The sequence below is a fragment of the Agaricicola taiwanensis genome (assembly GCF_014635245.1).
In the GTDB taxonomy this organism is placed as follows: domain Bacteria; phylum Pseudomonadota; class Alphaproteobacteria; order Rhizobiales; family Methylopilaceae; genus Agaricicola; species Agaricicola taiwanensis.
Window position 1 is genome coordinate 97,369 of the sequence record NZ_BMCP01000004.1, and the last position, 20,289, is coordinate 117,657.

Annotated in this window: 24 protein-coding genes; 14 read left to right on the forward strand and 10 right to left on the reverse strand. The window is 63.9% G+C overall.

The window, feature by feature from the left end; all coding sequences use genetic code 11:
- Positions 1 to 9: 9 nt before the first annotated feature.
- The 4 genes from IEV58_RS14785 to IEV58_RS18275 all read right to left on the reverse strand — a co-directional run bounded on the left by IEV58_RS14785 (position 10) and on the right by IEV58_RS18275 (position 2,653).
- Positions 10 to 891: a DMT family transporter gene (locus IEV58_RS14785; protein WP_188410578.1), complete on the reverse strand. Its 882-nt coding sequence runs from the start codon at positions 889 to 891 to the stop codon at positions 10 to 12.
- Between the two features lie 7 nt (positions 892 to 898).
- Positions 899 to 2,101, reverse strand: coding sequence for a lytic murein transglycosylase (locus IEV58_RS14790; RefSeq protein WP_188410579.1), 1,203 nt, complete (start codon positions 2,099 to 2,101; stop codon positions 899 to 901).
- A 61-nt stretch (positions 2,102 to 2,162) separates the two neighbouring features.
- On the reverse strand, positions 2,163 to 2,450 hold the full coding sequence (locus tag IEV58_RS14795) for a hypothetical protein (protein ID WP_229729491.1): 288 nt from the start codon (positions 2,448 to 2,450) through the stop codon (positions 2,163 to 2,165).
- Between the two features lie 38 nt (positions 2,451 to 2,488).
- Positions 2,489 to 2,653: a hypothetical protein gene (locus tag IEV58_RS18275; protein WP_229729492.1), complete on the reverse strand. Its 165-nt coding sequence runs from the start codon at positions 2,651 to 2,653 to the stop codon at positions 2,489 to 2,491.
- Between the two features lie 284 nt (positions 2,654 to 2,937).
- Between IEV58_RS18275 and IEV58_RS14805 the strand changes: the two genes are divergently transcribed.
- The 3 genes from IEV58_RS14805 to IEV58_RS14815 all read left to right on the forward strand — a co-directional run bounded on the left by IEV58_RS14805 (position 2,938) and on the right by IEV58_RS14815 (position 4,766).
- Positions 2,938 to 3,906 (forward strand): PRC-barrel domain-containing protein, encoded by a 969-nt coding sequence (locus tag IEV58_RS14805; protein ID WP_188410581.1) that lies wholly within the window; start codon positions 2,938 to 2,940, stop codon positions 3,904 to 3,906.
- A gap of 144 nt (positions 3,907 to 4,050) precedes the next feature.
- On the forward strand, positions 4,051 to 4,398 hold the full coding sequence (locus IEV58_RS14810; protein ID WP_188410582.1) for an ElaB/YgaM/YqjD family protein: 348 nt from the start codon (positions 4,051 to 4,053) through the stop codon (positions 4,396 to 4,398).
- Positions 4,395 to 4,766: a hypothetical protein gene (locus tag IEV58_RS14815; RefSeq protein ID WP_188410583.1), complete on the forward strand. Its 372-nt coding sequence runs from the start codon at positions 4,395 to 4,397 to the stop codon at positions 4,764 to 4,766. Before IEV58_RS14810 ends, IEV58_RS14815 begins: the two co-directional genes overlap by 4 nt.
- A 73-nt stretch (positions 4,767 to 4,839) precedes the next feature.
- Here the strand turns inward: IEV58_RS14815 and IEV58_RS14820 are convergent, their stop codons facing one another.
- Positions 4,840 to 5,634 (reverse strand): response regulator, encoded by a 795-nt coding sequence (locus tag IEV58_RS14820; RefSeq protein ID WP_188410584.1) that lies wholly within the window; start codon positions 5,632 to 5,634, stop codon positions 4,840 to 4,842.
- Between the two features lie 161 nt (positions 5,635 to 5,795).
- Here IEV58_RS14820 and IEV58_RS14825 point away from each other — a divergent pair, with 161 nt between their 5' ends.
- From IEV58_RS14825 to IEV58_RS14835, 3 genes are read left to right on the forward strand one after another with little or no spacing between them, the layout of a single operon-like run.
- Complete coding sequence (locus IEV58_RS14825; protein WP_229729493.1) at positions 5,796 to 6,044, forward strand: NepR family anti-sigma factor; 249 nt, start codon at positions 5,796 to 5,798, stop codon at positions 6,042 to 6,044.
- Positions 6,041 to 6,595: a sigma-70 family RNA polymerase sigma factor gene (locus IEV58_RS14830; protein ID WP_188410585.1), complete on the forward strand. Its 555-nt coding sequence runs from the start codon at positions 6,041 to 6,043 to the stop codon at positions 6,593 to 6,595. Before IEV58_RS14825 ends, IEV58_RS14830 begins: the two co-directional genes overlap by 4 nt.
- A gap of 30 nt (positions 6,596 to 6,625) precedes the next feature.
- Complete coding sequence (locus IEV58_RS14835) at positions 6,626 to 8,278, forward strand: sensor histidine kinase (protein ID WP_188410586.1); 1,653 nt, start codon at positions 6,626 to 6,628, stop codon at positions 8,276 to 8,278.
- An 82-nt stretch (positions 8,279 to 8,360) separates the two neighbouring features.
- Here IEV58_RS14835 and IEV58_RS14840 read toward each other — a convergent pair whose 3' ends face one another.
- Both IEV58_RS14840 and IEV58_RS14845 read right to left on the reverse strand, forming a co-directional pair.
- Positions 8,361 to 8,540, reverse strand: coding sequence for a DUF1328 domain-containing protein (locus tag IEV58_RS14840; RefSeq protein WP_188410587.1), 180 nt, complete (start codon positions 8,538 to 8,540; stop codon positions 8,361 to 8,363).
- A gap of 113 nt (positions 8,541 to 8,653) precedes the next feature.
- A complete protein-coding gene (locus tag IEV58_RS14845; protein WP_188410588.1) occupies positions 8,654 to 9,358 on the reverse strand; it encodes an RluA family pseudouridine synthase in 705 nt (234 codons plus the stop codon).
- Positions 9,359 to 9,466: 108 nt separating this feature from the next.
- Between IEV58_RS14845 and glk the strand changes: the two genes are divergently transcribed.
- Positions 9,467 to 10,417: a glucokinase gene (gene glk, locus IEV58_RS14850; RefSeq protein ID WP_188410589.1), complete on the forward strand. Its 951-nt coding sequence runs from the start codon at positions 9,467 to 9,469 to the stop codon at positions 10,415 to 10,417.
- A 16-nt stretch (positions 10,418 to 10,433) separates the two neighbouring features.
- Here glk and IEV58_RS14855 read toward each other — a convergent pair whose 3' ends face one another.
- Both IEV58_RS14855 and IEV58_RS14860 read right to left on the reverse strand, forming a co-directional pair.
- A complete protein-coding gene (locus IEV58_RS14855; RefSeq protein WP_188410590.1) occupies positions 10,434 to 11,483 on the reverse strand; it encodes a patatin-like phospholipase family protein in 1,050 nt (349 codons plus the stop codon).
- A complete protein-coding gene (locus IEV58_RS14860) occupies positions 11,480 to 12,268 on the reverse strand; it encodes a 3-hydroxybutyrate dehydrogenase (protein WP_188410591.1) in 789 nt (262 codons plus the stop codon). Before IEV58_RS14860 ends, IEV58_RS14855 begins: the two co-directional genes overlap by 4 nt.
- A gap of 133 nt (positions 12,269 to 12,401) precedes the next feature.
- Here IEV58_RS14860 and IEV58_RS14865 point away from each other — a divergent pair, with 133 nt between their 5' ends.
- The 4 genes from IEV58_RS14865 (at position 12,402) to IEV58_RS14880 (ending at position 16,231) form a co-directional block, all read left to right on the forward strand.
- Positions 12,402 to 12,911, forward strand: coding sequence for a transcriptional repressor (locus IEV58_RS14865; protein ID WP_188410592.1), 510 nt, complete (start codon positions 12,402 to 12,404; stop codon positions 12,909 to 12,911).
- Positions 12,908 to 13,117, forward strand: a complete 210-nt coding sequence (locus IEV58_RS14870; protein WP_188410593.1) for a hypothetical protein — start codon at positions 12,908 to 12,910, stop codon at positions 13,115 to 13,117. The genes IEV58_RS14865 and IEV58_RS14870 overlap by 4 nt, the downstream gene beginning before the upstream one ends.
- A 118-nt stretch (positions 13,118 to 13,235) precedes the next feature.
- The gene (locus IEV58_RS14875) at positions 13,236 to 15,680 is read left to right on the forward strand and encodes a membrane-bound PQQ-dependent dehydrogenase, glucose/quinate/shikimate family (protein ID WP_188410594.1); all 2,445 of its coding nucleotides are present in this window, start codon (positions 13,236 to 13,238) and stop codon (positions 15,678 to 15,680) included.
- 56 nt (positions 15,681 to 15,736) lie between these two features.
- Complete coding sequence (locus IEV58_RS14880; RefSeq protein WP_229729494.1) at positions 15,737 to 16,231, forward strand: CopD family protein; 495 nt, start codon at positions 15,737 to 15,739, stop codon at positions 16,229 to 16,231.
- Here the strand turns inward: IEV58_RS14880 and IEV58_RS14885 are convergent.
- Positions 16,195 to 16,680: a DUF2231 domain-containing protein gene (locus IEV58_RS14885; RefSeq protein ID WP_229729495.1), complete on the reverse strand. Its 486-nt coding sequence runs from the start codon at positions 16,678 to 16,680 to the stop codon at positions 16,195 to 16,197. The genes IEV58_RS14880 and IEV58_RS14885 overlap by 37 nt on opposite strands.
- An 81-nt stretch (positions 16,681 to 16,761) precedes the next feature.
- Here IEV58_RS14885 and coxB point away from each other — a divergent pair, with 81 nt between their 5' ends.
- The 3 genes from coxB to IEV58_RS14900 are packed head-to-tail and all read left to right on the forward strand — an operon-like array spanning position 16,762 to position 20,209.
- On the forward strand, positions 16,762 to 17,412 hold the full coding sequence (gene coxB, locus IEV58_RS14890) for a cytochrome c oxidase subunit II (protein WP_229729496.1): 651 nt from the start codon (positions 16,762 to 16,764) through the stop codon (positions 17,410 to 17,412).
- Positions 17,409 to 19,907: a cytochrome c oxidase subunit I gene (ctaD, locus tag IEV58_RS14895; protein ID WP_188410597.1), complete on the forward strand. Its 2,499-nt coding sequence runs from the start codon at positions 17,409 to 17,411 to the stop codon at positions 19,905 to 19,907. Before coxB ends, ctaD begins: the two co-directional genes overlap by 4 nt.
- On the forward strand, positions 19,904 to 20,209 hold the full coding sequence (locus IEV58_RS14900; RefSeq protein ID WP_188410598.1) for a hypothetical protein: 306 nt from the start codon (positions 19,904 to 19,906) through the stop codon (positions 20,207 to 20,209). The genes ctaD and IEV58_RS14900 overlap by 4 nt, the downstream gene beginning before the upstream one ends.
- Positions 20,210 to 20,289: the final 80 nt, after the last annotated feature.

The following is a 20,289-nucleotide window of genomic DNA, read 5'->3' on the forward strand; positions in this document are numbered from 1 at the left end:
GTAAAGTGGTCAACCCGCGCGCCTCCCGCGCAGGTTGACCACCACGACGCCACACAGGGCCAGTGCTCCGCCGACAAGGGTGAGAAGACCCGGCACTTCACCCAGCCAGAAAAAGCCGATCACGGTCGCGACGGGCGGAATGCAGTAGAGGAAGTTCGAGGCACGCGAGGCGGAAAGCCCTGCCAGGGCGAAAGCCCAGGCGGCATAGCCTATGGTGCCCGGAACAATGCCGAGATAGATCCCCGCGAAAAGCGCGGTCGGGGTCGCGGCACTCGCCTCCACCAGGGCGCCGGGCAGGGCGAAGGCCAGAAGGATCGCGCCCGACAGCATGTTCCAGGCGGCCACTGTCAGAGCCCCGTGGTGAGCGAAAAGCGGCTTCTGGACGATGGTCGCGATGCTGGCGCAGAGCGCGGCTCCCAGAACCAGGATGGCGCCGACATCCAGCTGCAAACTGCCGCTTTCACCGAGCGCGATCAGCCCGACGCCGAAGAACGACAGTGCGGTGCCGGCCCAGGCGGCGCGGGGAAAGCGCTCTCCCAGAAGCTGCATGGCGAGGAGCGCGGTGATGATGGGGCTGATGTTGACGATGAAGCTCGCCGCTCCGGCCTGCACGGTTTGTTCGCCCAGGTTCAGCAGTGCGGTGTAGAGCGCGATCGAGAACAGGCCGCCCATGGCGAAGCGCCAGACTTCTCCCGACCGGGGCAAAGGCGGCCTGACGACCACCAGATAGGCAAGGCAGGGCAGCGCGGCGATGGCGAAGCGCAACGCGGCAAGCTCCAGAGGGCCGAAGCCGGTGAGGCCCGCCCTTATGGCGGCAAAGGATGAGCCCCAGGTCAGAACCGTCACCGCTACGGCGATGAAGGGAACCATGGGGCCGCGAAGCGCCCGCATGGTTGTGTTATCTCAGCCGCGAGATCAGCTCGGAGGTGGGGTAGCTGTCGGCGGGCAAGCCGAGGCGCAACTGCTCGTTCTTGACCGCCTCTCGCGTGTTCTCGCCGAGGATGCCATCCACTTTGCCGACGTGGTGGCCACGCCTCACCAACAGCTGCTGCAATTCCTTGATCTGGCCGAGGCTCAGGGCTTCCGCACCGCTGCCGCGGCCGACCTTTGGCGCGCCGGCAAGCCGCGTGGCGAAATAGGCGGCGGTGGTCGCGTAAACCAGCGAATTGTTCCACTGCGTGTAGATGCCGAAGTTGGGATAGGCCAGGAAGGCCGGGCCGCTCCGTCCCATGGGCAGGAGCAGGGAGGCAGGCAGATTGTCTGATGGCAGCCGGTTGCCGTTTGCGGCGGTCACGCCCCACTGCGCCCACTGCGCGCGTGGCAGCTTGATGGCGATGCTGGCCTGTTCCCAGGGCAGGTTTGCCGGGACCTTCACTTCCTGCAACCAGGGCTGGCCGCGCTGCCAGCCGAGTTCCTGGATGTATTTGCCTGCGGAGGCGAGAGCGTCCGGCGCGCTTTTGATGAGATTGCGCCGGCCGTCGCCGTCGAAGTCCACCGCATGCGCCATGTAGTGCACCGGCAGGAACTGAAGCTGGCCAAGTTCGCCGGCCCAGGGCCCGCGCATTTCCTGCGCTGACAGATCGCCCCGTTCGATGAGCTGGAGCGCGGCGAGCAATTCGCGTTCGAACATCTCCGGACGGCGGCAATCATAAGCGAGAGTGGCCAGAGAGCGGATGGTCGGCATGTCGCCGGTGTTGGCGCCGAAATCGGTTTCAAGCCCCCAGAAAGCGACGATGACCTCGGCAGGCACGCCGAACTGCTGCTCGATCCTCTGGAAGGTCGCCCGATGCTTCTTGATCTGTGCCGCCCCCTGCTGGAGGCGATACTGCGCCACCATCCGGTCGGAAAACTGCAGGAAGCTTTGCGAGAAGACGCCCTGACCCCGATCCTTTTGCACCACGGAGGGATCGAAACTGACATTGCCCAGGGCTGCTTCAATGGTGGACTGCGAGATCCCTTGAGCCGCTGCGGATCTCTTGAAGCCGTCGAGCCAGGAGCCAAAACTTACGCCAGCCCGGCACGACTGCTGCTGGGCGGCCGCCGGAACGGCAAACGAGGCAGCAGCCAAAGCCAAGACACCAATGAGAAACGCACCGCGCATAGCCAACTCCAAAGTGGGTCGGCGAAGCTGAACGGTGCGCTACTCTGGCGTCAAGTGTTTGTTACTGCAAAAGATAGGCGAAGTCGGTCTCGCCGGTCGATCTTGTCTGTTCCGGAGCGTGGCGGATGACCTTGGTCGTGCCACGCTCGCTGTCGGTCTCGATCCGGACAGATACGCCGTCCGTCAAGCCTTGTGCCGAAGGCGTCAGACGATCTGACTTGCCGGCGCGATTGATCATCTGGCCTTGGCCGGCGACGGCAGCGTCCGCCGATGGCAGTGGGATCGTGTCGACCACGAGGAAGCCCGTTGCGACAACAGCTGATGTAAGAACCATGTTCAAAGCTTGCATTTCCAAGCCTCCGCAGGTCTTGCGCAGGAGAGGGAGCGTCAATTGCGCGGGTTGTCGACCACACCGATATCGGGCGGCGGGTTCTGCACATCGGTGCCGCCGACGAGGTAGAACAGCGCGATGCCCATCAGAATCAAACCGGCAATCAGCACATAAAGAACCGGCTTACCCTTGTTTCCCTGGCGCGCTTCGGTAGGTGTCAACTTCTCCGGCAATTCACTGATCCCTATCATTCGCATAAGGAGCGACATGCCCCGTTTGGCCGAACAATCCCTTGCCAGCGGATTTTGTTCCCCGGCCATGACAAACAGTTAAAATATGTATAACTTTACTCAAATTGTTCGAAAAAGGCGCCTAAACGCGCGAAGCGCGATTTTGTTCCGCTGAAAAAGACATTAGTTTTTTTGAACTCCTGCGTTGCGCCGGCGTTATTTCTGTGCCCGTCCCCGAACGGGCAAGTTAACGTTCGACGACGGAGGAAAGAACAATGGAACTCAGGAAGCTCTTGCTGACGGGTGTCGCGGTGGCGGCATTTCCAGCTTACGCGTTCGCGCAGGCCTCTGCGCCCGCGTCTGATCCTGCTTCGCCCCCAAGCGCCAGTGCTCCGGCGGCGCCGGGCTCTTCAGCTACCGCTGAGAGCGATGCGACCGCCAATGAGCCGCGCTTCGCGAATTATAAAGGCGCCGACATCGTTGACGCCGAAGACAACAGCATCGCGTCCATCGCCGATATCCTGATCGATGATACCGGCCAGGCCAAGCATCTGGTGCTTAGCGAGGGCGGCGTGATGGGTGTTGGTGCGACCTATCGGGCCTTCGAGCTTCAGGGCCTGCCCGCATTGGCGGATGGCGATGTGAAGCTCGATCTGACAAAGGAATCCCTGGCCGCTCTGCCGGAGTATACTTATCCGAAGAGCGAGCAAACGGCTTCCACCGAGGGAACGGCACCGGCCGGTTCGACCGCTCCGGCCGGTTCGACGGCTCCTTCGGCGACAGCACCGACGGGCTCGACCGCGCCGGCAACAGCTGAAGCGCCGGCTGCTTCGGCATCGACCGAGGGGCGCGCCGCAACGAACACCGATCCTGCGGGGTCAAGCGACATGAGCAGCCTCTGGCCGGTGAGCAGCCTGGTGGGAGCCGAGCTTGAGGCGACCCAGGGCGAGGAAGCCTCCACGCAGACGGTTTCGGACCTGCGCTTCTCGACCGACGGCAAGGTCGAGCAGGTCGAGATCAACCGCGGTGGTGTCCTGGGTGTCGGCGGCGAGACGCAGACGGTCCCCTTTACGGACCTGTCGATCAGCGGCACGCCGGAGGAGCCGGTGCTCGCGCTCACGAGCAGCGGTGCAGCCTCCGCTCCCGCAGCGCCCAAAGCGGAAACCGAACGCGCCCCCGGCGCGGATGGAGGAACCGGCACGCCGGCTCCCGGCACATCACCGGCGCCCGCTCCCGCTCCGTAAGGGCATGATCCAAGCAGAAAGCGGGCGTCGAAAGGCGCCCGCTTTTCGTTGTATAAGTTTCGATTAAGATTAACGTGCCTTTACGGTGAAACCTTTGTCCCTAGAGCGCGTTGAACTGGCGATCAATTCTTTACGGAGGGTGGAATGGCTCGCTCACGCCGCGTTGCCGATGATGACATCGGCGCTCAAATCGAGGCTCTAAGAACCGATCTTGCCGCGCTCAGCCGCGCGGTCAAAAATCGCGCTGTCAATGAGGCCGGCGCGGCGCGCTCCTCGGTGACAAGTAGCGTCGACGAGCTCCAGGAGCAGATCGGTTCGCTGCTCAGCAATATCACGGATACTGGCAGCGGGCTGGCCGCTGATGCCCGGGCGCGCACGACCGAGGCCTATGAGGCGGTCGAAAGCACGATCCAAAAAAATCCCGGCACCGCCGTTCTCGCCGCACTCGGTATCGGATTCCTCGTCGGCGCGCTTTCGCGGGGTCAACGTTGATTAAACTCGCCCTCACTGCACTTCCCTTGCTGACCGTGGTGATCCGGCGTCTGAAGCGCCAGATCATATCCTACGCCTTGGCCGCCTTTTTGCTCTGCGCGGCTCTTTTCTGGGGAAGTGTGGCAGGCTTTTTGGCGCTCGTTCCGATCTGGGGCGCGCCGGCTGCCGCGGGGGCGGTGGCAGGAGTATACCTGTTGATCGCGCTGATCGTGTGGCTCGTCGGGCGCCGGGCACCACGCTCCGCTGTCGGCATGCCTTTGGCTTCCACCGCCTCGATGGCGGCAACCACGGGCGCGGTCGCGGGAGCGTCCTCTCCCACCCTCATGGCGGCCTTGCTCGCTGGCTATATGGCAGGTCGCGGCAAATAATTCCTGACGCAGGTAATAAAAAGGCCTCTCCGGGTTTTCCCCGAAGAGGCTTTTTCATTAGCGGCCGCCAAGATCAGGCGGCCTGAGAGCGTTGTGCGCGTGTACGAAAAAACAGAGCCTGGCTGATGATGGCTTTTACAGTCTGGATCTGGAACGGCTTGGTGATCAGGAACACCGGTTCCGGCCGCACGCCGGTCAAGAGGCGCTCGGGATAGGCGGTGATGAAGATGACCGGAACGTCGAAGCGCTCCAGGATCTCATTGACCGCTTCAAGCCCCGAGCTGCCGTCGGCCAGCTGAATATCGGCGAGCACCAGTCCCGGCTTCGCCTCCTCGGCCATGGCAACGGCCTCGCGATGTGTCCGGGCATTGCCCACCACACGATGGCCCAGCCCTTCGACCAGCGCCTCCAGGTCCATGGCGATGATGGGCTCATCCTCGATGACGAGCACATCGGTCGCCACCGCCTCCGCGATTTCTCGGCCGACCTCATCGGTCGCCGCGATCACAGCGGCGGTGTTGATGTCGAGAATCTCGGCCGCTTCAGCCGCGGTGAAACCTTCCACCGTGGTGAGCAGAAAGACCTGACGGGACTGGGGAGCCAGCGCTTCCAGCGTTCCATCCGGACCAAGCAGGTTCGTCTCACCGCTTGGTTCGTTGTTGACGCGGACAGAGGACCAGATCTGCGAGAAGACGCGGTAAAGCGCCAGACGCGGATCGACATCCTTTGGAAAAATGCTGGGATCCGAGACCAGGGCGCCAAGGACCGCGGCCACGTAAGCGTCTCCGCTTGATTGGCTGCCTGTCAATGCGCGCGCATAGCGCCGGAGATAGGGGAGTTGGGGCGCAACCGTCTGCGCTATGGACATGGAACCTCCTTTAAACGAGTAAGTCGCACTCGTTCGTCGGCCGGTAACGTATCCCGTTGCATAAAGTTCCATCAAGCTGGAATGGTTTTTCAGATTCTGTGGAACCACACAGAAGATGGGTGCGTTGCACCGAACAAGCTGCCGAAGGTTTGAGCAGGGTTATGGTCAATTTGCTGCAGGGGCCTGTCGGATGGAAGAGAAAGCAAGCCGGGATGAATGATAACAATGAACAAGGCAGTGGCGTCGATGGTGAGCTCCAGGCTCACATCGGCCGCAAGCTCAAGGCTGCCTATGATGATATCCTGGGCCAGCCGGTCCCGGATCGATTTCTCGAGCTTTTGAAAGCTCTTGAAGAAAAAGAGAAGACGCAGCAGATCGACGGTGCCGCCTCCAGTGGGGAGGCTCGATGAGCAACCCCGCCGCCGTGCGCGAAGCCATGCTTGCCGAGATCCAGAGCCTCCGTGCTTTTGCGGTGTCTCTATGCGGTCAGGTCGACAGAGCTGACGACCTGGTCCAGGAGACGCTGATGAAGGCGTGGCTGAACCTCGACCGGTTCCAGGAGGGCACCAACATGCGTGCCTGGCTCTTCACCATCCTGCGTAACGTCTTCTACTCCGAACACCGCAAGCGTCGACGGGAGGTGGAGGATTCCGACGGCTCCATCGTCGGTCGTCTGGCCGTGCATCCAGGCCAGGATGGCCACATGGATATGCAGGATTTTCGCGAGGCGCTGAGCACATTGCCGCCCGATCAACGCGAGGCCCTGGTGCTCGTCGGCGCGTCGGGCTTCTCCTATGAGGAGGCGGCGGAGATCTGCGATTGTGCGGTGGGTACTATCAAGAGCCGTGTCAATCGGGCGCGCAATGCACTGTCCCGCGTCCTCGCCGTGGAGGGCAGGGAATATGGCCCGGAAGCAGATACCCACGCCGCTCTTGGAAAGTCGATCACCCCCTCGCCCTGACGTGGCCTTGATGACGAGCCTTGGAATGCTGTGCTGAAAAGCGTCAAAAGCCGCATCGTTGCCCTTCTGGCGCTGGCGAATCTTCCCGCGGTCTTCTTCGCTGTTGCCGCAGGTGCCTGGGGTTATGGCGAAGCGCGCGATCTTCAGCGGCTGAATGTGGAACAGGCGGCCGACGTCCTGGCCGCCCGGACTGCGGAAGTGCTGGGCGTTGCGCGTGGGATCATCGCAACCCTTTCGTTGGATCCCGGTCTCGCCGCCGGGGGACCGGCCTGCGAAGCCCGGTTGGAAGCGGCCATCGCCAACAGCGACAGCTATATGGGAGCTTTCCTCGGTCAGGAGAACGGCACTCTCATCTGTTCGGCCGGAGTTGTCCCCGAGCAGCAAGGCGGCCGCACCAGCCTCTTTGAAGCGGTAGAGCAAAGCGATGACAGCAATCCTGTCGTCTTCCTTGCGGAGACGACGAGCGCCGAAAGCCGCCGGATCATTGCTGCCAGGCGCGTCATGATGGCCGACGGCAGCACCAGCCTGCTTGCGCTTGTCATCGATCGAGCGGCGTTCGAGGCTCTGTTCGGCGAGGCGCTGCCACGGCCTCGCGCCGGAGCCATTCTCACGGCATCAGGCCAGACACTGGCAACGGATCTTGCGACCCAGGGCACCGACTGGCAGCCGGCCGACGGCAGGTTCGAACTCAATGGAGCACCCGGCGGCTTCACCGCCTTCGGCGAGGATAAACAACTGCGCTACTACGTTGCCGCTGCCATCCCCGCGACAACGGCCTATATTCTGGTCGCACGGCCCGAGAGCGTAATGTCGGTCCAGGATAACCGGCAGATCATCACCGCGATCGGTGTTCCACTTGCCATGATCGCCTTTGGAATGATGGCGGTCCTCCTAGGACTTGATCACCTCATTCTGGCGTGGATCCGACGCCTGCGCATCGCCGCCTTTGATTACGCCGCTGGGCATTACGACACACGCGTCGCCAGACTGGATGAGGCACCAAGCGAGATCGCCGATCTCGGCGACGCGTTCAACACCATGGCCAATGAGGTCACGGACCGATCGAATGCCTTGGAACAGGCGGTGGCGGACAAGGACCGGATCCTGCGTGAACTGCACCACCGGGTGAAGAATAACTTCCAGATGATCGCCAGTCTTTTGGCCTTGCAGCGCCGCGAATTGCCGGCGGATGTGCGGCCGTTGCTGCGCGTTCCGGAAGACCGGGTGCTTGCCATGGCGGCGGCGCACAAGGCCTCGTATGCCACCGGTGAGATCGGCCATGTGGAGGTGTTCGATCTCCTGTCCGACGTCGCTTTGCAGATCCGCCAGAGCTTCGGCGCGCGCGCGCCGAAAATCACGGTTGATACGGCGACACCTGAGGAGCGCAGGATCGCGGTGGATCTTGATCGCGCCGTGCCGCTGGGGCTTCTCGTCTCGGAGCTGATAAGCGCCGGCCTGGCTCAGACGCCGGATGAGGATCTGGCTATCGCCATCTCCCGCATGTCGGATGGCAGGTCGGGCTTCAGTGTCTGCATCATGGGGCGGGGCATCAATGACGCCTTGCCGCGCACCGCGCTGCCTGGCCGGCTGGTGACGGCCTATATCGCCCAGCTTCGCGCGAAACTGGATGCCGGAACCGCCAACACGCTCTGCCTTGAGGTCCCGGAACCCACCGCTGGATGAGAGCGCTCCATAAAAAAACCGGCGATGTTGAATCGCCGGTTAGTTTAGGTCTCACTCAGGCTGCAACAGATGGAGTGAACGGCTACACGGCAGGAGGACGCCGGCCGGAAACCATTCCGTAGACAAGGGACAAAACGAACAGGATGATCGCCACGACGAAAATGATCTTGGCAATGGATACTGCCGTCCCGGCGATACCGCCGAAGCCCAAAGCCGCCGCAATAAGGGCGACGACCAGAAACGTCAGAGCCCATCCAAACATGCCTACCTCCGTTTAACTCGCTGGGGTCTCGAAACCAGCTTGTCGGGGTGGGAACGCGGACATCATGGAAAAGGTTCAATTCCGAGGTGCGACAGAATTGCGCGGGTTTTGCCCTAGTCGGCGCGCGTTGGCGGATAGGAAAAACCAAGCGCCGCGAGCGTGGCCGAGATGTGGGGCGGCGGAGCGGCGGTAACCGCAACGGGCTCATGGTTTTCGCGCATGGGTACCGTCACCGCGGCCGCATGCAGGTGCAGCATGGGACCGGCGGGCGGCGGCGGTGACTTGTCATAGATGCGTTCGCCGAGAATTGGGCAGCCGATGGCAGCAAGATGGACCCGGATCTGATGTGTCCGTCCGGTCAGCGGTTTCAGTTCCAGCAATGCGAATCCATCGCTCTCGCCCATGAGGCGATAGTCGGTGGTAGAGGGAAGACCGTTCTCGGGATCGACCTTCATCCACCAGCCGCGCGTTTCCGAGCGCTTGGCCAACGGAAGATCGATGCGGCCCTGCGCCTCCCGCGGCCGCCCGCGCGTGATGGCAATATAGGTTTTCTCCACGCGTCCCGAGGCGAAAAGCTTGCCCAACCGCGCGAGCGCCTTCCGGTGCCGTCCAAGGACAAGGCAGCCTGAGGTTTCACGGTCGAGCCGATGGGCGAGTTCCGGCGCACGGGGCAGGCCGAAGCGCAACGCGTCGAAGTGCTGATCCAGCGTCTCGCCGCCCTTTGGACCTGCGTGGACCGGCAGGCCGGGCGGCTTGTCGATCACCAGGATCAACCCGTCGCGGTAGAGCACGCGGGCCTGGATCTCGTCGGGTGTCATGTGCCTGCCTTCTCTCGCCGGTCGGATGCAATCGCTTATCCCACCTCACCGCCGAGGTGAAGCATCCCGGGGCTTGGCGGGACGAGCGGCGCCATATACATCCGAAGGATGATCTCGCCTCATGTTCTCGTCGCAGATATCGGTGGCACCAACAGCCGTTTTGCCCTGGCCCATGGCGGTCAGGTGACCGACCGGCAGTCCATGGCCAATGACGGCCTGCCGGATTTCGAAACGGCGGTCGATGCCTATCTCTCCTCGCGCGATCTTCGGCCGGAGCGGGCGGTGCTGGCGGTGGCCGGCCCGGTCCAGGGCCGCAAGGTGCAACTCACCAACCGCGACTGGATGATCGATGCGGACGTATTGGAGCGGCGCTTCGGTTTTCGCAGGGTCGATCTTCTCAATGATTTCGCCGCTGTCGCCCATAGCCTGCCGCTGCTCGGAGAAGGGCAGGTGAAGCTTATCGGCTCGGTGGTGCCGGAGCCAGCCGCCAACAAGATCGTGCTCGGGCCCGGCACGGGGCTTGGTGTTGCCGCGCTGATTCATGACGCGGGGCTGTGGCGCGCCGTGCCGAGCGAAGGCGGCCATGTGGAGTTCGCTGCGACGACGCCTCTCGAGCTTGAGGTCTTCACGCGACTGCGTGCAAAGCGTGGACGCGTGTCGGCGGAATATGTGGTCTCGGGCGGCCTCGGTCTTGAGAACCTCGACTGGGCGCTGGCGGAGATCGCCGGGGAGAGCGCCGAGGAACGGAGCGGGCCAGAGATCGAGAAGGCCGCGCGCGCCGGCGAAAGGCGAGCCGGCATGGTGATGGATCTCTTCACCGCGGCGCTGGCGCGGTTTGCCGGGGACATGGCGCTGACCTTCATCGCGCGCGGCGGCGTCTATATCGGCGGCGGCATCATGCCGAAGATCATGGACACCATCGATCACGCGGAGTTCCGCGCCCTCTTTGAGGCCAAGGCGCCGCACCAGGACATTATGGCCGGGATCGGCACGGCCGTGATCCTGGAAAAGGATCCCGGGCTGGTCGGCTGCGCCGCCTATGCGATGGCTGCGATCTGACCGGCGGCAACATCCTTTACTCTACCGGCACCTTGGTCCGAGTGTGGTGCTTGATGTCCATCGTACCGGTCTTGCCCACCGCCTCGTAATGGGTGTCCAACCAGAGCCGCGCCTGCTCGCGCCCGGCGTCACGCAGCGTGGTGAGAAAGCTCCAATCGGCATTGAACTTGGATGAGGCGGAGAGCTCCTTCAGCGCCTCATCGGCGGCCACCCGGTGGAGGCGGATCTTCTTGTAGCCGTCAGGCCCGCCATGCTTCAGCTTGCCCTCGTCGATCAGGCGGTTGACGAAATCGATGGCGCGGAATTCACCGATGAGCGAGGCATTGAAGGTGATCTCGTTCATGCGGTTCATGATCTCACGGGCCGTTCGCGGCGTCTGCCGGCGCTCGATCGGATTGATCTGGACGATCACCACATCTTCCGTGTCCGTGGTGCGGTAGAAGGGAAAGAGTGGCGGATTTCCCATGTAGCCGCCATCCCAGTAGGGCACGCCATCGATTTCCACCGCCTGGAACAGGAAGGGCAGGCAGGCTGAGGCCATGACGGCATCGGCCGTGACGTCCTTGTCGGAGAAGACGCGCATCTTGCCGGTGTGGACATTGGTGGCCGAGACGAAGAGACGCTGGGAGCAGTGGGTGCGGATGGCCTCGAAGTCGATAATCCGCTCCACGATCCCCCGCATGGGGCTCCAGTCGAGCGGGTTGAGGTCGTATGGCGAGAAGAAGCGGGTCGCCACGTCCCACAAGGCATAGGCGGGGGAGAGATCGAGGCTGCTGCCATAGATGAACTGTTCGAAGGGCGTGCCCTGGATCGGCGAGAGGCGGGCAAGCCGGGCGACGGCGCGCCAGAAGCGATGCAGCGTCTCGCGGGCGCCTTCCGGCCCGCCCTTGACCATCCCCGAGACGAGCGCTGCGGCATTCATGGCACCCGCGGAGGTGCCGGAGATGGCATCGAAGGAGAGACGGCCGTCTTCCAGCAGGCGGTCGATCACGCCCCAGGTGAAGGCGCCGTGGGCGCCGCCGCCCTGAAGCGCCAGGTTGACGCGCTTGACGTCCGGCTTTGTCACTGGGCGGTCCAGCCACCGTCGATGGAGAGCGTGGTGCCGGTGATGGAGCGCGCGGCATCGGATGTGAGATAAAGCGCCAGGGCCGCCACTTCTCCCGGGGTGACGAATTCCTTTGTGGGTTGGGCGGCGAGAAGCACGTCCTTCTTCACCTGTTCCTCGGTCAGCCCCCGCGCCTTCATGGTGTCGGGAATCTGGCGCTCCACGAGGGGGGTCCAGACATAGCCCGGCGCGATGGCGTTCACGGTGATGCCCGCCTGTGCCACTTCCAGCGCCACGGTTTTTGTGAGGCCTGCGATGCCGTGCTTTGCCGCCACATAGGCCGACTTGAAGGGTGAGGCGACGAAGGCATGGGCCGAGGCGGTGGAAATGATGCGGCCCCAGCCGCGCTTCTTCATGCCCGGCAGGGCGGCGCGAATGCCGTGGAAGGCGGAGGACAGGTTGATCGCAATGATGGCGTTCCACTTCTCGACGGGAAATTCATCGATCGGCGAGACATGCTGGATGCCGGCGTTGTTGACGAGGATGTCCACCGCGCCAAATGCCTTCTCCGCATCCGCGATGAGCCGCGCGATCTCGTCGCCATCGGTCATGTTGGCGGCGGAATAGAGCGCCTTGACGCCGAACTCCGCTTCGATCTGCGAGCGCGTCTTCTCCATGTCGTCGGGCTTCTCGATGCCATTCAGCACCACATTGGCGCCCGCGCGGGCAAATTCCCGGGCGATGGCGAGACCAATTCCGCTGCTTGATCCTGTGACGACGGCGCTCTTGCCGGTGAGATGCGACATGGGAAACATTCTCCGAGGAGGAAAACCTGAGAACCACAGGGTAGCGGGAGCAGGAATTTTTGCAATGCAGCATGGGGCGTTTGCCGGTGCTGAGTGGCGGAACAGGGCGCGAGTTGCTACATATGCGAGCGAGATGACCGATCACGATCATGACCATAGCCATGACCACGGCAGCTGCGCTGCGGGCGCGGCGGATGCGCTCGGCCGGGCGGAGGAGGTCTGCGCCTCCCGAGGCGCCCGGCTGACACCGATCCGCGCCAAGGTGCTGGCCGCGCTGGCCGACAGCGCAACCCCTGTCGGCGCTTATGAGCTGATGGACCGGCTCGCAGAGGACGGCCGGCGGCCGGCGCCCATCACGGTCTATCGCGCGCTTGATTTTCTTCTGACCAACGGTCTCGTGCACCGGCTCGAGAGCCGCAATGCCTATCTCGCCTGTGACCATACGCATGATGCCCATGCGCCGGTGATCTTCCTCATTTGCGACAGCTGTGGTGAGGTTTCCGAGGCCTCGTCGGACGATGTCGCCGACGGGTTGTCGGCGCTGCTCGCCAAGGTGGGCTTCAAAGCGCGCTCTCAGCTCGTTGAGGTCGCGGGCGAATGCGCTAACTGCCGGGGCGGGCAGGGGAGAGCCGCAGGAGCATGATCCCGCCGGGCAAGGTCAGTGTGCTTCGCGCTGCGGGCTGGGGCGCCATCGCCGGAGCGCCAGCGCTCCTCCTCAAGACCTGGGTCTCAGGTGACGCGATGCCTGCGGAGGCTGCGGCCTTCAGTGGCTTCCTTCTAGGCGGGATGCTGCTCGGCGCGCTGCTCTTCGCCATCTTCGCCATGATCAAAAACGCCTCGGCGTCGTGAGGCGGTCCGGCGCGCCTGCCCAGCGGGCACCTCACGATTTTGGCAGGATTGCAGCGGAACCATGACGCCAGCGACCCGTTACGTTCATTCCTCTTGATGCGCGAAAAGGAGTGAACTGATGCGGGTAAACATCTGGCTGATCCTTCTTGGCCTCGTGTTTCTCGCTTTCGGCGCTCCCATCCTTCTCGGTGGCATCTATCTCATCGTGCTCGGCGGGTCCTGGTATTACGCTCTGGCCGGGGCCGGGTTGGTCATCACGGCCTGGTTCCTGTTCCGGGGCGAACGCACGGCGCTCTGGACCTATGGTCTGACGTTTCTCTTCACCCTCGTTTGGGCGCTGTGGGAGGCCGGCTTCAACGCCTGGGCCCAGGTGCCGCGTCTCGTGGCGCCAACGGTCATGCTGGTGTTGGTCCTTATCACGGCCCCGGCCTTGCGCGGGGGCGGCCGGTCGCACAAGGGCTTTGCCGCCGCTGCCGTGGCGCTTCTGCTCGCGGGCGGCGCGGTGGCGCTTCAGAAGGCGGAGTTCAGCGGATCAGCGCTGGCACAGCAAGGCGGCACCGCACCGGCCCCCAGCCCCTCGCCGGACACCGATTCCAGTCTCACGCCGCTCGCGCCGCCGGAAACGCCCGTGGCACCCGTGCCGGTCTCCGATCCCATGCCGGATGTGGGGGCCGACTGGCCGGCCTATGGCGGCACCCATCATGCGACCCGTTATTCGCCTCTGTCGCGGATCACCAAGGAAAACGTCGGCTCGCTTGAGCGCGTCTGGCAATTTCGAACAGGGGACATGCCCAATGGCGACGAGCAGTTCTCCAACCAGAACACGCCGCTGAAGATCGGCAACAGGCTCTTCGTCTGCTCGGCTCTGGGCAAGATCATCGCCCTCGATGCTGCGACCGGCCGACAGGTGTGGACCTACGATCCGGAGGTCTCGCGCGAAGCGATCCCCTATAACGCCACCTGCCGCGGCCTCGCCTATTATGAAAGCCCCACACTGCCGCAAGGTGAACTATGTGCACGCCGCATCATCGGCGCGACGCTCGATGCGCGCCTGATCGCGGTCGATCTGAGTAACGGCCAGCCCTGTCCGGGCTTCGGCGTCAAGGGCGAGGTCGATCTGACCGAGGGTATCGGCGAGACGGCGCCGGGCTTCTATTCCGTCACCTCCCCGGTCACGGTGGTGCGCAATATTGCGGTGGTTGGCGCGCAGGTGCTGGACGGGCAGCGACGCGATGCGCCCTCGGGCGTGGTGCGCGGCTACAACGCTGAAACCGGTGTCATGGAATGGGCCTGGGACATGGGCCGGCCCGGCGAAACGGAAGCGCCGACGGACGGGGAGACCTATACGCGCGGCACACCCAACATGTGGACGATCGCCTCCGGCGACAATGAGTTGGGCCATGTCTATCTGCCTATGGGCAATTCCGCCGTGGACTACTGGGGAGAAACCCGCTCGGAGGCCGAGCAGCGCTATTCCACGGCCATTGTCGCCCTCGACGTCACCACCGGCCAACCCGTCTGGCACTATCAGACCGTGCGCTACGACGTGTGGGACTACGATCTCGGCTCACAGGGCACGCTCATCGATTTTCCTACGCCAAGCGGGCCGGTGCCGGCGCTGATCCTGCCGACGAAGCTTGGTCAGTTCTTCATCTTCGATCGCCGCAACGGCAATCTCCTGGTCTCCGTCGAAGACCGGGCTGCCCCGCGTGGCGGAGTGGAGCCGGAACGGCTGTCGCCGACCCAGCCTTTCGTCACGGATTTCCCAACGCTGCTGAAACCGGACCTTGAAGAAAAGAACATGTGGGGGATGACGCCGCTCGATCAGCTCTACTGCCGTATCCAGTTCCGGCAGGCCTCCTACGAGGGGATCTTCACGGCGCCAACAACCGATCGGCATTGGGTGCAATACCCCGGCTACAACGGCGGCTCGGACTGGGGCGGTGTCGCCATCGACGAGGGCCGGGGCATCATGATCGCCAATTACAACGACATGCCCAACCACAACCGGCTGATCCCGAGGGAAGTGATCGAGCAGATGGACATCCGGCCCGTGGATGAGCCGCGAGACGAAGCAGAGCACACCCATCCGCGTATCGACCCTCAGGCGGGCACGCCCTATGGCGTGGATGTGAATGCCGGCTGGCGCGTGCCGCTGACGGGCCTTCTGTGCAAGGAACCGCCCTATGGCGGCATCACCGCCATCGATCTGAAGACACACGAGGTGCTGTGGGACAGGCCATTCGGCACGGCGCGCAAGAACGGCCCCTTCGGCATCCCGTCCATGCTGCCCTTCACCATCGGCACGCCGAACAACGGCGGGGCGGTGGTCACGTCCAGCGGCCTGGTCTTCATCGCCGCGGCAACGGACGACCTCATCCGTGCCATCGATATCGAAACCGGTGAGGTGCTCTGGGAGGATGCGCTACCTGCCGGCGGACAGGCGAATCCCATGACCTATGAAGCGAACGGCCGGCAGTATGTGGTCATCGCCGCCGGCGGCCATTCCTTCATGGAGACGCCCATCGGGGATTTCGTCCTTGCCTATGCGCTTCCTGAGTGAGGGGCGGCGATGGGACCTGACGGCAGAACCGCCATTCCTGATGCGGGTGTTGTGCCGTGACGCTGGTCTGGCTCAAACTCGCTCACATCGCTGCGCTGGTGGTCTGGTGCGGTGGGCTCCTGCTGCTGCCCAGCCTGTTCGCGGAGCGCGGCAGGCTTCCGAAGGGGCCTGATCTGTGGCGGCTGCAACGATATGCCCGGCACGCCTATACGCAGCTCATCTGTCCGGCTGCTTTTGTTGCAGTTGCAACTGGTATCGGGCTGGTCTTCTATCAGGAGGTCTTCACCACCTGGTTTGCGCTGAAGCTTGCCTTCGTGGGGCTGCTGGTGGGCTTTCACATGCGACACGGCTTTCTCATCCTGAATGTCTTCGATGAGGACCGCCGCTACGCCCGCTGGCGCAGCCGGTTCGCGACGGCCATCACCACCGTGATCATCGCAGCCATCCTCTGGATCGTGCTGGCCAAACCGCCCATCGCCTATCAGGTGCCGGACTGGCTGCGGCCGGGCGGACTTCAGTCCCTGTCCGAAACCATGATGCCGATGCCATGATCGAACACGAGCTTGCCGCCGTGCCATCCGGCGACGCCGACAAAGATGCTGGCCAGCACGGAAAGCGCCAGGCCGAGCGGCAGCACGGCGGCCTGGTGATCCTCGATCCGCACGCCCCAATTGGTGCCGGCGATCGCCAGCAGCGTCATGGCGGCGACGGCATGGGTCCAGCTTGCTGCCCGCTTGCGGATGCCCGGCACGAGCAACAGTTCCGCCGTGCCGGAGAGCCCCGCGACAATGCCGAGAAAGAAGGCGAAGCCGCTCGACCACAGCGCGGCACGCGTCCAGAACGGATCGGCCGAATACCAGTAGAAGAGGTCGCACCCGAGTGTGGCGATCACCAGCGCTATGGGGAAGGACACCGACATGGCGTGGATCGGATGACCAGCCACGGCAACCGTCGAACTGGCATCATGTTCGGTGACTTCCTGAACGACGGGGCTGGTCACAAGGGAACTCCTTTCGGCAGGGCGCGGGCTGGAACGGCGGTGGCCGCGCCTCTGCCAACGATTCAGGCCCGGTATTGGTTCATGCTGCCCGCAGCCGCGATGGGCGGCGGATGCAGCGGTCCGCTCTCCACGCTCGATCCGGCGGGGCCCAACGCTGTCTCCGTGGCCCATCTGTGGTGGATGATGCTGGCCGGTGCCGCTGCCATCCTCGCGCTGGTCATCATCCTGTTCCTCGTCGCCTTCGTTCGCCGTGACGAGAGGGGACCGGTGCGGGAAAGGCTCTGGATCGGCGTCGGCGGCTTCGCGTTTCCGGTCGTCGTCTTGAGCGTGCTCCTGGTCTACGCCCTGCTGCGGGGCGAGGAACTGCTGCCGCGCGGGTCCGCGCCGGGAGCGATCACCATCGATGCCGTCTCACGCCAGTTCTCCTGGGAGTTCCGGACCGGTGGTCGGCTTGAGAGCTCCGGCCGGCTGATCATACCGACCGGCCGGGCGGTGGATGTGCGCGTCACCAGCGAAGACGTCATCCACAGCTTCTGGATCCCGCGCCTCGGCGGCAAGATCGACGCCATTCCCGGCCATGTGAATGTGGTCCGGCTCACGGCGGACGTCCCGGGCATCTATCGCGGGCAATGCGCGGAATATTGCGGCACCGGGCATTCCGGTATGTCCTTCGAGGTCGAGGCACTGGAGCCAGCGGCCTATGACCGCCGCATGGCCGGAGCGGCGCCATGAGCGGGGAGATATCGCCGATCCGCCTTCACAAGGAGCTGTCGCGTATCTGGGGCACGCCTCCGGGCTGGGCGCGGCTGTCGGCGGTCAACCACACCGTCGTCGGCCGGCGCTTCATGCTGGCGGCCTTCATCTTCTTCGCCATCGGCGGCCTGCTGGCGATGATCATCCGCGTGCAGCTCGCGACGCCGGAAAGCACCTTCATCGGCCCCGAGATCTACGGCCAGATCTTCACCATGCACGGCACGGTGATGATGTTCCTCTTCGCCATCCCGATGTTCGAGGGCATGGCTCTCTATCTCCTGCCCAAGATGCTGGGCTCGCGCGATCTCGCCTTCCCCCGCCTCAGCGCCTATGGCTTCTGGTGCTATGTCTTCGGCGGTTCGATCCTGATCCTGGCGCTTCTCGCCGGTGTGGCTCCCGATGCCGGCTGGTTCATGTACACGCCCTTGAGTTCTGGCCGTTATTCCCCCGGCATCAATGCCGATGTCTGGCTGATCGGCATCACCTTCGTGGAGATCTCGGCCATCGGGGCGGCCATCGAGATCGTGGTGACGATCCTGAAGCTGCGCGCACCGGGCATGTCGCTGGCGCGCATGCCCATCATGGCCTGGTATCTCCTCGTTACCGCGCTCATGATGCTGGTGGGCTTTCCGCCGCTGATCCTGGGGTCGATCCTGCTGGAGGTGGAGCGGGCCTTCGACTGGCCTTTCTTCGATCCCACGCGCGGCGGCGACGCCCTGTTGTGGCAGCACCTCTTCTGGCTGTTCGGCCATCCGGAGGTCTATATCATCTTCCTCCCGGCGGCCGGCGCCGTCTCCATGATCCTGCCGGTGCTGGCACGCCATCCGCTGATTGGCCACAACTGGATCGTGGTGAGCGTGATCGGGGTTGGCTTCCTCAGCTTCGGGCTTTGGGTGCATCACATGTTTACCGTCGGCATCCCGCATCTTGGGCAGGCGTTCTTTTCGGCCGCCAGCATGCTGGTCGCCATTCCGACAGGGGTGCAGATCTTCGCCTGGCTCGGCACACTGATGGCCGGTCGTCCGCAGCGCGTTCTGCCGATGCTGTTCCTGTTCGGCTTCTTCTTCGTCTTCGTCCTCGGCGGCCTCACCGGGGTCATGCTGGCGGTGGTGCCGTTCAACTGGCAGGCTCACGACACCCACTTCGTGGTGGCGCATCTGCATTATGTGCTGGTTGGAGGTTTCATTTTCCCCATGCTGGCGGCGGCCTATTACTGGCTGCCGCATCTGACCGGGCGCGAGACATCGTATCACCTAGGATATGTGTCCTTCTGGCTGATCTTCATCGGCTTCAACGTCACCTTCTTCCTGATGCACCTCACCGGCCTTCGCGGCATGCCGCGGCGCATCGAGGCCTATCCGGCGGAGCTCGGCTGGGAGACGCTCAATCTCATCTCCTCCGTCGGCGGCTTCCTCATGGCCATCGGTTTTGCCCTCTTTGCCACCGATGTGACGCTGCAAATGCTCTACGGGCGCCGGGCAAGGCGCAATCCATGGCGGGCGGAGACGCTGGAATGGGCGACGCCGGTGCCGCCCACCAGCTATGCCTTCGCCTCCCTTCCCGTCGTCGGCAGCCGCCGACCGCTCGAGGACGATCCTGATCTGCCGCGAAAGCTCGCCGCTGGAGAGGGCTACCTCGGCTTTGCCCGCAACAATTGGATGGAGGTGCTCAGCGTCTCCACAGGCGGAGGCGACATCGACCACCTCGTGATGCTGCCAAGGCGGACCTTCCTGCCACTGTGGACGGCCCTTGCGACCGGCGTGTTCTTCCTCGGCCTCCTCTTCAAGCTCTACTGGCTGAGCGGCATCGGGCTCATTGTCACGGTTGGGCTGTTGTTGCGCTGGACCAAGGGCATGGGCCTTCAGCGCGACCATGGACCATTAGAGATCGGGCGAGGCGAAAGTGCCCTTGCCCATTATGAAGCGGATTATCCGCCCTCGCGCTGGGCCATGATCTTCGCGCTTCTTGCCGATGGCATCCTCTTTGGGAGTCTTGCCTTCGCGCTCCTGTTCCTCTGGGTGGTGGCGCCGGCCTGGCCCCCCGCCGATCTCATCTCCGGCGGATGGCTGCAGGCTTTCGCGCTCATGGCAGGCCTGGGCGCTTCCGCCATGCTGACGCGGCGCGCCATCCGCTCCGGCGATGATGCCACGCCGCGCGAACGATCCCTGCTCCTCGCCGCGGCAACAGGCCTGATGGCCGTGGCTGCGGCGGCGCTCTTCTTCATGAGCGTCCTGCCTGATCCCACCCGGCACGCCTATGCCGCGGTGACGGCGGCGCTGGTCGTCTACTGCCTCGTCCATGCCGCCGTAGGCGTGATCTTTTCCGCCTATGGGCTCTACCGCAGCAAGACGGGTTATGTGTCGGCCGCGCGGCGGCTCGACCTTGTCATCGCCCAGCACTGGCACGATTACACCTTCGCGACGGCTCTGATCGCCATGGTGCTCGTCCTTGTCGTTCCCATGGTGATGACATGACCAGCGGATTGAGGGCGATTGCCGGTTTCCTGATCTGGGCATCGGCTCTGTCCCTGCTCTATGGCACGCTGTCGCTCGCCTGCGCCTGGGGTCTCGGCCCGGCCGTTACGCTCGCCGTTCTCCTCATCCTGTGGCTGGCCCACCTGGCCCTCGGGGGCGCGATCCTGATCGGCGATGTCCGTTTCGCGCGCGGCCAGGACGCGGGCTTCGGCCAACGCCTTTCGCTGGGCGCGAACGCCGCCGCGCTGGGCGCCACCCTCTTTACGGGGTTGCCGATCGTGATCGCATCCCCCACCTGCTGATGGTGCCTCATGATCGTCAAACCGTCGCGATCAGGCGCTAAGGTTGGTTGACGTGGTGGCGGGCCTCTGGCACCCCATAG

Coding starts and splice junctions, on each gene's coding strand:
- IEV58_RS14870 (WP_188410593.1), top strand. CDS start 12,908: ATGATCCCGCCGGGCAAGGTCAGTGTGCTTCGCGCTGCGGGCTGGGGC.
- IEV58_RS14790 (WP_188410579.1), bottom strand. CDS start 2,101: ATGCGCGGTGCGTTTCTCATTGGTGTCTTGGCTTTGGCTGCTGCCTCG.
- IEV58_RS14825 (WP_229729493.1), top strand. CDS start 5,796: ATGGTCAATTTGCTGCAGGGGCCTGTCGGATGGAAGAGAAAGCAAGCC.
- IEV58_RS14840 (WP_188410587.1), bottom strand. CDS start 8,540: ATGTTTGGATGGGCTCTGACGTTTCTGGTCGTCGCCCTTATTGCGGCG.
- IEV58_RS14820 (WP_188410584.1), bottom strand. CDS start 5,634: ATGTCCATAGCGCAGACGGTTGCGCCCCAACTCCCCTATCTCCGGCGC.
- IEV58_RS14875 (WP_188410594.1), top strand. CDS start 13,236: ATGCGGGTAAACATCTGGCTGATCCTTCTTGGCCTCGTGTTTCTCGCT.
- IEV58_RS14865 (WP_188410592.1), top strand. CDS start 12,402: ATGACCGATCACGATCATGACCATAGCCATGACCACGGCAGCTGCGCT.
- glk (WP_188410589.1), top strand. CDS start 9,467: ATGATCTCGCCTCATGTTCTCGTCGCAGATATCGGTGGCACCAACAGC.
- IEV58_RS14795 (WP_229729491.1), bottom strand. CDS start 2,450: ATGCAAGCTTTGAACATGGTTCTTACATCAGCTGTTGTCGCAACGGGC.
- coxB (WP_229729496.1), top strand. CDS start 16,762: ATGCTGCCCGCAGCCGCGATGGGCGGCGGATGCAGCGGTCCGCTCTCC.
- IEV58_RS14785 (WP_188410578.1), bottom strand. CDS start 891: ATGCGGGCGCTTCGCGGCCCCATGGTTCCCTTCATCGCCGTAGCGGTG.
- IEV58_RS14805 (WP_188410581.1), top strand. CDS start 2,938: ATGGAACTCAGGAAGCTCTTGCTGACGGGTGTCGCGGTGGCGGCATTT.
- IEV58_RS14845 (WP_188410588.1), bottom strand. CDS start 9,358: ATGACACCCGACGAGATCCAGGCCCGCGTGCTCTACCGCGACGGGTTG.
- IEV58_RS14860 (WP_188410591.1), bottom strand. CDS start 12,268: ATGTCGCATCTCACCGGCAAGAGCGCCGTCGTCACAGGATCAAGCAGC.
- IEV58_RS14900 (WP_188410598.1), top strand. CDS start 19,904: ATGACCAGCGGATTGAGGGCGATTGCCGGTTTCCTGATCTGGGCATCG.
- ctaD (WP_188410597.1), top strand. CDS start 17,409: ATGAGCGGGGAGATATCGCCGATCCGCCTTCACAAGGAGCTGTCGCGT.
- IEV58_RS14810 (WP_188410582.1), top strand. CDS start 4,051: ATGGCTCGCTCACGCCGCGTTGCCGATGATGACATCGGCGCTCAAATC.
- IEV58_RS14830 (WP_188410585.1), top strand. CDS start 6,041: ATGAGCAACCCCGCCGCCGTGCGCGAAGCCATGCTTGCCGAGATCCAG.